The following is an 11877-nucleotide window of genomic DNA, read 5'->3' on the forward strand; positions in this document are numbered from 1 at the left end:
TACTGGGTTGTTTGGTCACTATCCAGTATAAGGAGTCTGAAAGGTTTTGGTAATGGCTTTTTCTTTTGAGCTGAGATTGGCTGTTTCTGCTGGGCCCTTAGCGGCTGTTTCTACTGGGCCCGAACATCGGTGAATTGCGGGGGGACGATGTCAGTGTGAAAAACATCGTCACGACCTCTTTCGAGTATGCGAGAAAAAGCAGCGCCGTAGAAAGCAAGGGCGCGGGAGAGAAAGCGCAAAACGGCTTTTTGCATACAGCCGGCAAGGCGCTGTCCAATCGCGCCACGCTGCCCATTGCCATCATGCTGCTGATTTTCATGATCAATGCATGGATCAATCCCCGCATTGCGTCCTATCGGGGAATCGACATGCTGTACAGCTCCGCGATTCCGTTGGTTTTGATCGCCTTGGGACAGATGTTCCTGGTGATTTCCGGCGGCATCGATATGGGTAACGGAATTGCAGTGGGCTTGACCAATATCCTCTTTGCGTTTGTGGTGGCGGAAAATCCCATCATGGGCACGCTGGGTTTGGCGCTCTTTGTCATTGCTTATGGCGCGTTGGGCGCGTTGATCTATGTAAAGCGGATGCCCGCGATTGTGGTGACGCTGGGTGCTTCCTATATCTGGCGTGGAATCGGACTGATCATTGCCCCCAACCCGGGCGGAGCGGAAGTGCCCTTTATTCGGGCGATCTTTGGCTTCAATTGCCCGCTGATTCCAACGCCCATCGTGATGGCGATTGTTGCGGGCTTTGTCTGCTGGTGGATTGTCAAACGCTCCAAGTATGGTATGATTATCTGTGGAAGCGGCAACAACCCAACGGCCATTTCCCGGGCCGGCTGGTCCCAGATGGTTGCCATGATCGTCACCTACATGCTGGCCGGCGGGATGCTGGTGCTGGCCGGTATGGCAATGAACGATATTTCAAAGGGCGGCGACATCAACTCCACCTCCACTTACCAAATGCTCAGCATCGCAACCATCATTCTGGGCGGCTGCGAATTCACCGGCGGCATTGCATCCCCGGTGGGGATCGTTGCCGCGGCGATGGCAATTTCCAGTATTTCCACCCTGCTCACGATGCTCAACGTTGACTCGAATATGCAAAGCGCGGTTACCGGCCTCATCCTTATTGCAGCGCTGGCGATGAAACTTGTATCAACAGTAAGGAGGGGGAAAAAGGCATGAACGCAACTGTGAAAAAATGGATCGGAAAATCCCCGTGGCTGTGGCCGCTGGTGGGCGCGGCGCTTTTGTGGCTGCTGATCGGCGTGATTACCGGGGGATTGAAGGTTGGCGTTTTAGTAACCAACCTGACGCTGATGAGCTACCTGACGTTCCTCAGCCTCAGCCAGACGGTCGTCATGACCGGGGGAGACGGGGCCATTGACCTCTCGATCCAGTATACGGTGGCGCTGGCCGCCTATCTTGCGTCCCTCTTGATGGCGTCTGTGGGATTGATCCCGGGGCTCCTGATTACCTTGGGGATTTGCGCGTGCGTTGGCGTTGTCAACGGCTTCGTCAATCTCTTTATTAAGGTCCCCCCCATGATTACCACGCTGGCTGTGGGTTACATCGTGTATTCCTGCGTGCTGCTTTTGGCGGCTAAAAATCAGGGAACCCCCCACAAGCAGATTTTGTGGTTTGCGCAAAAGGCGCGCATCGGTGCGTTCTCGCCGATTATCGTGATTTCCGTTTTGGCGGTGGTCGCACTCTACATTTTGATGTACCATACTTCTTACGGGCGGCATCTGCATGCCATTGGACAGAATCGGAAAGCCGCCAAGCTGGCAGGCATCAAGATTGCGCCCACGATCTTTGGCTCCTTCATCATCAGCTCGGTGCTGGCCGGTATCTGCGGAATCATGCTGGGCGGCTATTTTGGCGGCGCCTTTCAGGATATGGGCGTTTCCTATATGCTGACCTCCATCTCCGCAACGGTCATTGGCGGCACCAGTGCCGGCGGCGGAAAATCCAGCGTGATCGGCTCCGTCTGCGGCGCATTCATGCTGACCATGCTGGTCTCCTTCCTGAATGTTTCCCGTCTCCCCGCGGCAACGCAGGAACTCATTCAGGGCGCGTTGCTGGTGTCCATTCTGGTGGTGTCCGTTCCCAAAAAGCAGGTCAATATTTAAAGAATACTCCGCTGCCCCGGAGGGTATGGAGCATTCAGCCTTTCTTGAGATCAATCGAAACTTCACGGTGCCTGCGGCATGTAGATCTTGTTTAAAATCATGTGAGTAGCCTTTGAATTTTAAAATAGGAGGAAAGTATATGCGAGTCGTTGATGCACATGCACATATTTTTGATGTGGTGGCCGGAATCGGCGCCTGCGGTGAGCTGCGGGCGATTGGCAACGGCAGGGTCCGCTGGGCGAATGGCGATGAGATGGATATGATTCCCCAGGGAATGGGTGAGGACCGCTTCACCGCCGATACGCTGGCAAAGCTTTTGAAGGAAAACGGCGTGGAAAAGGCCGTTTTGCTGCAGGGCGGTTTGTACGGCTTCCAAAACGACGCCACGCAGGCTGCGGCACAGGCCTACCCGGACTTGTTTGTGGCGAGCGGCACCTTTGACCCGTTCTGCCTGAAATCTGCCGAGCTGGCGGATCGCCTGATTCACAAGCAGAAAATCTCTATTTTAAAGTTTGAATTGAGCAGCGGCGTTGGTCTGATGAGCATTCACCCCAAATTTGACGTGGATGGAGACGAGCTGGCGGATACGATTTCTATGCTGGAACAGGTGAACGGCACACTGGTTTTGGACATTGGCTGCTATGGTTCCCCCAGTTATCAGCCGGAGGCCGTTGCCAGAATCTCCATGCGCCATCCCGGGCTGCGCATTGTGGTCTGCCACTTGATGGCCCCCGGCCCCAAGGATGGGGAGCACCTGCGCCAGTCGTTGGAGTGCCTGAAGCGGCCCAACGTGTGGTTTGATCTCTCTGCAATTCCCTGGAACATATTCCCCGAACAGTACCCGTATCCCACCGGACAGGGCTTCATTCGTATGGCGAAGGAAATTGTCGGCAGTGAGAAGCTGCTCTGGGGCAGTGATTCGCCCTGCGTTTTGACACGGGACACCTATCCCCGCTTGATGGACTATTTTGCGGGCGCCGGTATTTTCACCTCCAGCGAGCTGGATCAGGTCATGTTCCAAAATGCCGTTACCGCATATCATCTGTCTGTGGGCTGAAATTGACCGGCTGGGCGTCCTCCCCCGTAGCTAAGACGGTATGCCGCACTTGTTTTTTCTGCCCATCTCCCTGCGGCTCCAAGCAAGAACAGCGCCCACATCATGATTTTATGTACGAACCCCGGAGCCTGATGAAAAGATCAGGCTCCGGGGTCCCTCCGCTTATTGCGTGCCTTTTTCAAACGCTTCCCGCAGCTTGCTCAGGGCCTTTGATTCCAACCTGGATACGTAGCTTCGTGAAATGCCAAAGGAGGACGCGACCTCCCGCTGGGTGAGCGGGATGGTCCCTCCAAGACCGTAGCGCAGGCGGATGATCTCCGCCTCCCGCTTGGTCAGGCGGTTTTGGATAAGGGAGTGAAGCTGTATGGCGCTGTCCCGGTCGTGAAGATCTTCCAGCATGGTGTCGTCCACGCCCACCACATCCATCAGCTGCAACACATTTCCCTCTTTGTCGGATTCAATGGAGTCGGATAAGGAGACCTCCCCCTGTAATTTTTTTTGACTGCGGAAGTACATAAGGATCTCATTTGCTATGCGCACATAACGGCTCCGCGCTGCCCTTGCTGCCGCCGGAGACAGTGGCAGCATCGTCGAAGGCCCCCGAGAGGTACACATGAGCCTCCTTGCCGTCCCACACGACCTTTTGAACGCAGGCGCGGATGGCGGCGCGCTGCTGCTCCACAGTCATGGCCTCCAGCGTTTTTTGGAAGGAGTGGAGTAACTCGTAAAGCGTGTCATATGCAAGCTCCAGCGCTTGCGTGCCTGCCGGGAGTTGCTGCATGCGGCGCAGCAGCTGCTGGCGCTGTTCGTGCAGCTGCTGGATCTGCCGCAGGATGTAATCCTCCGCCGCCGTGCCGGCCGCCTTGGTCAAGGAGGACACCAGCGTTTCGATGGCCTGTTCGGCGTCGGCAAGCTGTGCGCGCATAGCTTCCGGATCTTGCGTGCTGCTCTTTTCCCCTTTGGCGAGGTTTTTTTCCCCTCTTTTCAGCTGCCGCATAAGCTCGCTGCGGTCCTCCGGCAGCTTTGCGAGAGCCGCAAGGACCGCCCTGTCCAGCGCGTTTCCGTTTGCGTTTTTACTGTTGCAGCAGTCGCAGCGGCTGCGCTCCTTGGTGGAGCAAAGGTAGGTGTAAATCTGGACGCCATGGGCGTCCACGCGACTTGATAATTTCGGGCGCATGTAGTCGCCGCAGCTGCCGCAAAGCAGCAGGCCGGATAACAGCGCCACGTGACTGCGGGGCTTTCGATAGCTTTTGGACCGGTTTTGCGCCAGCAGCGCCTGTGCCCTGACCCACTGTGCACCAAGAATCAGGCCCTCGTGCTTGCCAACCGAGACGATCCACTCCGACATGGGGCGCGTTTTATTAGCCTTGCCCGCCTTCTGAAGGGTACGGTTATAGGCGATCACACCGTGCTTCCCGTCAAACTCCGCCTCTTCGGAAAACAGGTCCACGGCGTTTTCGGTCAGATAGCGGTAAGCGTCCTCGTCGGCAACCATGTAGACAGGGTTTGAAAGGATTCCCCTGATGGCAAAGCGGGAGAACGCCTTGCCGTTCTTTGTCGTGCAGCCGCTTTGCAAAAGAAAGGCGTCTGTTCGGGTCAGGGAATTGGTCTCCAAAAATTTGCTGAAAATGGTGCGGACGACTTCCACTTCTTCCGGAATGGTTTTCAGCTTGCACGCCTTGCGGACCTTGCCGTCCACGCTGACGCGCTGCACCTGCTCCGAGGCATAGCCCGTGGGCGTTGTGCCGCCAAGCCACCGCCCTGTTTTGGAAAGCTCATGCATGTTGTCCCGAATGCGCTCGGCAATGGTTTCCCGCTCCAATTGGGAAAATACAGAGGCAATATACATCATGGCCCGGCCCATGGGGGAGGAGGTGTCAAACTGCTCTTTCATGGACACGAAGGAAATGTTCAAATCGTTCAGCCGCTGGATCAGCGCCGCAAAATCTCCAATATTGCGGCTGATGCGGTCGAGGCGGTATACAATGATGGCGGAGAGCCTGCCTGCCGCAGCATCCGCCATCATCTTTTTAAAGTGGGGACGGTCCAAATTCCCGCCGGAAAAGCCCTCGTCCTCATAGAGCAAAGCGGACGCGGCGGCGGCTGCCCCCTCGTGGGCGGTGATGTACTGTCTGCAAAGCTCAATTTGGTTTTCGATGCTTTCCCCCTTGCCCGTAAAACGGGATTTGCGGGAATAAATAGCGATTGCCTTTTCATCACACATGCGCCGCACCTCCATTCACTGAAAAAAGAAGCCTGAGAAGAGCCGCGGACATTTCATGGAATTCAAAATACCCGCATAGAATTCATTATCAGATATATGGGAGAGGTTGGCTGTGTATTCTAAGCAAGGGGACAAGACGGTGGGGATTGTTGTGCAGGAAGCGGAGGGGGACGAGGCGGGGGAAGCAATGAAAAAGCGCATTGCCCGGCTCCATGGGGAAGTGATTTTGCACTTTCTTGCAGAGCTGCCCTGCACGGGGGAGGAAAAAACGGCGCTGCTTGAAAGAGCCATTGCCGCGCTGGAGACAAAAAAGAAATGACCCTTTGCGGCAGCGGGAGAAACCGGGCAAAAAGACCCGGAAGCTCCGCCGGGATACGGCGGAGCTTCCGGGTCTTTTGTTGTGATGAAATGGCTTGGAAACGGGTGCATGAGCCGCTTGCGCTCGGACAGGCCGACCTTGCCGCAAAGAGAGCCATCAACACAGCGACAGCAAACCAAGTTTTCGGAGTGTCAGGGTGTTGGAACCAATATAAGACGCCTGATCGATGGTTGTGACGGCTCGAATATAGATCTTCATGCTGGCCCCCGGACTGTTGCCGAAGCGGGTGAGTAAGGAATCCGGAAGGTAGATTTTATACAGGATGCCGCTGCGCAAAGCCGCGTTGGCCACAGCCGTTTCCGTGGAATTGCTTACCTGATAGATCTGCACATCCGATAGAGCGGACGCCTTCACGGTCTCGTCCCCGATGAGTACATCGCTGCCGGATGCATCCTCACAGTAAAGCTCCACGGCGGTCTTCTTTCCGGTGGCGAGGTTGGGATCATTGATCGTGAAATAGACCGCCCGCTCTTCGGAATGGCCCGCATTGACCAGAATGTTTCCGGAGTAGTTATTCGCGTCGGAACTGGTATACTCCGTGGAAAGGAAGAAGGAATCCATGGGGCTTGCGTTGGACGACGTGAACTGAACGGTGGGATTGACTGCCGCGGCGCGGTATGCGGCGATCATGGTGTTGACAAAGAGCTTTGCCTCGTCCCGTGTGACTTCGTCGGGGCGATGCCCGGCACCGGAGTAGGTCACGTTGCCGCGGTTGTAAATGTAGTAATTGTTGATGACGTCGTTTTCCATGTAGTCAAAGCGGCTTCCCGACAGGCAGTACCACACGACAATATCGTCCGAATTCATATTCAGCTGATAGTACTGCTCATGGGTTTTGCCCACAGTGAGGGCGGCGCGGGTGCCCCCGAAATCCGCGGTGTTGAGATTATAGGGGAAGGTGGTGATTTGACCGCGGTTGACCTGAGACACCGTGGTGACTTCGGTTGAACTTTCGGAGGTGGGACAGGAAACCGTTTTGAGGGGTGTTTGCTGTCCGGCACGATTGTTTGAATACCGCAGCAGGGTGAGGGCGGTATAGCCCTGCGTTTCCGGAACGGTGGTTGCGCCGCCATCTCCCGGCTTGTAAGCAATGGAATAGCCCGCGTCCGTCAGCTTCTTGGCCAACGTGGAGTCGAATCCAGAGTAAGCGTTTGCGACGGGGCCGCTTTGGGACTTGTTGTTGATGGGGGAATAGCGGCTGACGCCGTAAACGGGGTCGGTCACGCCGTACCGGTCCAGACCGACGGCGCTGCGGACAACAGAGTTGAAGTAATAGCCCCAGTACCACTGATCCTTATAAATGCTGCTGGTTTTATAAGATTCCGGCAGGTTTACAAAGGAGGTGGTATCGTGGGTAAACAAAACGGCTTTTTTGCTGTCAATATACTGGACCACCGCCTTTGCGCCCATCTCCGACAAGCCATCCTGCGTTTCCTTGTACCCGTAGCCATCGCCAAAGCCGATGATCAGCATGTCGAAGCTGCTGAGGTAATTGTAAAGCTCGGACTGCGTATCCAATTTCCGGTTTTTGTTGGCGTCAAAGGCCAGCTCGCTGGCGTTAAGGGTCCAGTCCGTGCCGTTGATCTGGGAGACGGAGCGGGATTGGATTTGAAGATCGTAGAGACCGTCGCCGCGAAGCTCATCAAACAGCGCGCCGTAAGTGGAGCTTTTGTTGTTGTTTTGCGCTTCCAAAGAAAAGCGGGTCCCGCCTCCCCCGGAGAGAGAGGAAATTTGCAGAATGCGTAGCGTCTGCATGGCGGGACGAATGTAGGTGTATCCGGTCTCGGAGGCGTGAATCTGCTTTGCGCCCACCTTGACAATTTCCAGCTTCCAAGGAATGATGCCGCTGAAGCTGTCAGGAAGGGTCCGTTTCACCGTATAGGTCACTGAACCGGAGGCGGTGGAGGCCATCAACGCATCGGCGTCCACCAGCTGTTTGCCGTCCTGCGTCGTGATGACCAAATCGGTCAGCTCCTCGTCGGACACATAGCGGCCGTCGGCGTTTTGGTCCAGATACAGCTTGCAGGCGTAGCGAGTGGACGTGGGCGTGCTGTCCGTGGGGTTGAGGATTTGGAAGGAATAGCTCAGCGTCTGCCCACTGACAAGACTTTGCGTTCGATTTCCATCGTAGTCCCGGGGCTTACTGCGAAAATCAATGCTGGGTTTGGAAAGATTCAGATACTTTAGGACGGTCTCCCGCTGGCCCATGGCCTCGGACACCGGCATGACGTTGGGCTTGGAGAGAATGTCGCTCAATGTGCCATAAAGAATGGAGCTGTTGTCGATGCGCTCTGCGCTGATGGCGGAGGCAACGGCGGCTTTCCCGGGAATCATGCGCTTGGTCCCCCCGTCCTTCACGGTGCCTGAAAAGCCGCTGGAGACGGTGTAGCGTCCGCTTTCCAGCGAGTTGCCTGCGCACTTTACCACACAGTAGTAGGTGCCATCTTTCAACGGGCCGCTCGTTGTGCCGGAGTTTAGGTAGCCGTTATCACCGTACCAATTGTAATTGATGCTTCTGGAAAATACGGATGGCGTGACGGTAGCGGCTCCGGTAAAGGTCGCACCGTTCTCGCCAATCGCGTAGGTGATGCCAAGAGAGAGGGTGGCGGTGGTGGTGGAGTAGGTCCCCGTAAAGTTGGAGACGGGGTAGCTCCAACTGTTTTGCTTATAAATTTGCGGGCTGTAATACTGCTGCCCGCCAATGGTGACACGACACATGTAGTAGTCCTTGTCATCAAAATAGAAGCGATCGGAATTGGTATTCCCCATGGGGGTCCAGCTTTTGTTCAAGTTTTGCCGGTAATACCACTGGTACGCCGACACAGATGCGCCAGACACGGACACATAATAGTAGTCGTCGTACCAGGCACTCTTGGCAATGGAAATGGGATAAAATGGGGGGGATTTTGTCTCCGGGTCGTCGTCTGAGGTGACCTGCCAGTTGCTTTTCTCCACGGTGATATAGTTGCTGTACACGCTGTAAGAGGCGTCCGCCGTCTGCAGGACGATTTCACAGTAGTAATCCCCCGGTGTGGTGGGGATGTAAGTGGAGTCGGTCTTTCCGGAAATCGATCTGTTCCAATCATCACTGGGCTTTCCGCTATACCACTGATAGCGATAGGTGGCGCCGGGGATGGCATTGGTCAGCTTCGGCACCGCGTATAGCTTCACGCTTCCGTTTGTCTGGATAGCGAGAGCCTGCGCGGTGAATTCCGAGGCAGGCGTTGCGGCGCTGCCGGCCTCCACCAGATTGCCGGCGAGGATCACAGGGAATCCGGAGTCGGCAAAGTTTTTAAGTTCCGTCTCCTTCTTAGCGGTGATATCGTTTCCGGAAAAACGGAACGTGCGGGAGGCGTTGGTATTGACGTTCCCACTGTATGATGAATAGTCGCGGTCCAGCAGACCGGTCAGCCGCAGGTTGCTCTCGTAGAGATCGCCGATATTGGAATAGAGCTTGCCTTTGAGCTTCGGGTCGTTGTAGACCGGCCAGTCATTCTCCAGATAAAATCCGGCGGTGCTGTCTCCGATGTAAACCAAGTCGTATTGCTCGTTGATGTCCTCAATTTTTCCGATAAACTCGGAGGTTGACATGGTGGTGATGTTCACGTCTGCCACGCTGTCGAACGACCCGGTGGGCAGCCAGCGAAACACATTATAGGGGGAGTCGTAATTTGAATTGGCCTGATCGAGGGTTTTCGTCAGCTGGGAGGCGTGGGCGTTGGGCTGCACCTCCAGAATGCGGATGGAATCCTTCACGTTTTGAACGCGCTGCCCACTGTAATTGATGATATAGCGGACGCAGTTTGCCATGGTCACGGCGGTGGGCAGCGGGTCAACGCCGGAGGATTGGCTGCGCAGGAAGTTTTCGTAGCTGATCTCGTCCATCACGGCGAAATAAGGCTCGCCCTGGGTGGCATAGCCGCTGTCAAAAGGCAGGAAAAAATCGGAGGTGACCAGTGCTTTCCGGGTGACGCCGGAAGTGTCCGGAAGGAAGCAGTACAGGCCCCCCTGCACGAAGGCGGAGGACTTGCCCGCCATCATCTGGGCCGCCAAGGCGTTGATTTGGCAGCTTCCGTCCTTTAAGCGCCCGTCCAGCCAGACGGGCCGTCCGTCTTGCAGCGCCTGGCCCACGATGGCGGATTGCTCCGCCGTCAGATCATTGGTTTCCCCGGCATAAAGATCTGCCAGGGAGGCGCCGCCGCGGCTTACATCAAAACCTGCGGAAAGCACAATCAGGTCGGCCTTTTGCAGCATGTTGGTGAGCGTGGCCGGCGCCGTTTCACCCGGCACGACAGAGTAAACCCGAATGGCCAGCCGGGCATTCCTGTCATCAAAAACGTGCTCCAAAAACCAGTTGTTGTTCTGATAGCCGCCGGTGACATAGACGGAGTCATATAAAACGGATACCGCTTCGGCGTCTTCCTTGGGAGTAAAAGAATAGTTGCCCTTTCCGCTGTCCATGAAGGTATATCCGCTGACGGTCATGTTGAAATAACCGTTGCTCTCCTCGGCAAAGCCGTCCGCTTCCGCCCGGTAGGGCGTCCCGGCGCTCCAGACAGCGGAGGGGCGTCCGGTTTTGATGAGAGAGAAGTAGCTCTTTTCCCGATCCAGAGCAAACCCGCCTTGCCCAAGCGTTCCCGCATAGCGCTTGACCTCTATGGGGGAGGCGGAACCGTAGGTGGGGTTGGTGGTATCCTCGGGGGAGATGGTGATATAGAGGGGCTTGCCGATGTAGGCATCAATTTGGTTCAAATCAATGGCTTCAAAGGAAGGATTATAATAATAGAAGCCGTTTTCCTGGGCCGTGGCATAAGAAAACTGCAAAATGTGCTGGACGTGGGTGCCGGACTGGCCGTCCTCCAGCAAAACAGGAGAACTGACCTGATCAAAGGAAGCGCCATCCACGCCTTGAAACTGGAAGCTGCCCCGGACGAGGGTGCTCTCCTGCCGCAGGTTTCCCCGCTGGTCCGTCAGAAACAGCTGTGTTCCGGCGGGACTTCCGTTGTTGGACCAGGGAAAGGCCTCCGCGTAGGGCGCGGCGGCGGTAAGCGGGGTGGTTGCGCCGTCACTGAGAAGGCCGTTGGCCCTCAGATTCTGAAACAGGGAATTGACCCACGCCTTGCGAGCGTCCGGACCGGTCACACCGGCGGAAGGGCCGATGGCTGCGGCCCGGGAAAGCCAGTCCGAGGTAGGCTCCTGCCCCTGCGCATAGTAGCCGACGCTGCCGCTTCCGGATTTCGGGACCACTTCCAGCACCGTGAATACGGATTCTGTCTGCTTGATCGTTTCAATGTGGGATAAAGAGCGGTAGGCCGAAGCGGTCAAGAAATTGGCGCTCAAAAATAGAACTAGGCACACCACCGGCACCCCGGTAAACACAGCCATGCGTTTACGGGAGTGATTCTTCCTCCTGAGGAGTTTCATCAAAACCATTCCTTTCCGTCCATGGAACAGGAAACGTGAATTGCTGTTCTCACTGTCTCCAAAAGTTAACATAGATCTTGTTTTTGATGGGAATCAGGGATATACGGCGTCTAAAAGGTCACTCACGCTGGCGGCGGTGAGGGGCTGATTGCGCAGCGCGACGGACTGACTTCCGGTGTGGGTTTTGCTGCGGCGCTGAAACGTCAATTCCAGATCAGCCAGTTTCACATGATTGGTCTCCGCGCCGGGGCGAAACGATACGGAGAAGGCGCTGACGTGCTCTGCCAGCAGATCCTCGGCAAGAAGCGTGGCGGCATGGGGAGAGTTGCTGCCGTAATAAATGCACTGCTCAGCGCTGTCGTAACGAAAGAGCTTCAGCTCATCGTTGTCCGGATTTTGCGAATCGGTGTTGAGGATCGAGAGCGTGCTGCCGTCCCAAACGATGCCGGTGTTGCAGTCCATCATGGCGTCTTGCAGCTGCGCCATGGCCAGCTGGGATTCGTATTGCAGGCGCAGCGTATAGCCGACCGCGGTATAAGTGCGAGCGCCGGTGGTCATGAAGCCCATGGCGATCAGGGCGATCAGCCCCATGATTGCCACGGAGACAATCAGCTCCACTAAGGTAAAGCCCTTTGAATTCCGTTTCATATCCATTT

General features: G+C 55.9%; 8 protein-coding genes. 4 read left to right on the forward strand and 4 right to left on the reverse strand.

Features of this window, described 5'->3' with window-relative positions:
• Nucleotides 1-155: 155 nt before the first annotated feature.
• From PHI30_RS06870 to PHI30_RS06880, 3 genes are all read left to right on the forward strand, one after another.
• Nucleotides 156-1190 carry an ABC transporter permease gene (locus PHI30_RS06870; protein WP_300025743.1) on the forward strand — a complete coding sequence of 345 codons (1035 nt, stop codon included), beginning with the start codon at nt 156-158 and terminating at the stop codon, nt 1188-1190.
• Nucleotides 1187-2137, forward strand: a complete 951-nt coding sequence (locus PHI30_RS06875; protein WP_300025745.1) for an ABC transporter permease — start codon at nt 1187-1189, stop codon at nt 2135-2137. Before PHI30_RS06870 ends, PHI30_RS06875 begins: the two co-directional genes overlap by 4 nt.
• A gap of 139 nt (nt 2138-2276) precedes the next feature.
• Complete coding sequence (locus PHI30_RS06880; protein ID WP_300025748.1) at nt 2277-3194, forward strand: amidohydrolase; 918 nt, start codon at nt 2277-2279, stop codon at nt 3192-3194.
• A 162-nt stretch (nt 3195-3356) separates the two neighbouring features.
• Here the strand turns inward: PHI30_RS06880 and PHI30_RS06885 are convergent, their stop codons facing one another.
• Together PHI30_RS06885 and PHI30_RS06890 are read right to left on the reverse strand one after the other, a co-directional pair.
• A complete protein-coding gene (locus tag PHI30_RS06885; protein WP_367186351.1) occupies nt 3357-3809 on the reverse strand; it encodes a sigma-70 family RNA polymerase sigma factor in 453 nt (150 codons plus the stop codon).
• Nucleotides 3718-5418 (reverse strand): recombinase family protein, encoded by a 1701-nt coding sequence (locus PHI30_RS06890; protein WP_300025754.1) that lies wholly within the window; start codon nt 5416-5418, stop codon nt 3718-3720. The genes PHI30_RS06885 and PHI30_RS06890 overlap by 92 nt, the downstream gene beginning before the upstream one ends.
• A gap of 112 nt (nt 5419-5530) precedes the next feature.
• Between PHI30_RS06890 and PHI30_RS06895 the strand changes: the two genes are divergently transcribed.
• A complete protein-coding gene (locus PHI30_RS06895; RefSeq protein WP_300025757.1) occupies nt 5531-5737 on the forward strand; it encodes a hypothetical protein in 207 nt (68 codons plus the stop codon).
• Between the two features lie 156 nt (nt 5738-5893).
• Here the strand turns inward: PHI30_RS06895 and PHI30_RS06900 are convergent, their stop codons facing one another.
• Both PHI30_RS06900 and PHI30_RS06905 read right to left on the reverse strand, forming a co-directional pair.
• Nucleotides 5894-11182 (reverse strand): DUF5057 domain-containing protein, encoded by a 5289-nt coding sequence (locus tag PHI30_RS06900; RefSeq protein WP_300025760.1) that lies wholly within the window; start codon nt 11180-11182, stop codon nt 5894-5896.
• A 132-nt stretch (nt 11183-11314) separates the two neighbouring features.
• Complete coding sequence (locus PHI30_RS06905; RefSeq protein WP_300025763.1) at nt 11315-11869, reverse strand: type II secretion system protein J; 555 nt, start codon at nt 11867-11869, stop codon at nt 11315-11317.
• Between the last annotated feature and the right edge of the window lie 8 nt (nt 11870-11877).

The organism is Oscillibacter sp. (assembly GCF_028693505.1).
In the GTDB taxonomy this organism is placed as follows: Bacteria; Bacillota; Clostridia; order Oscillospirales; family Oscillospiraceae; genus Oscillibacter.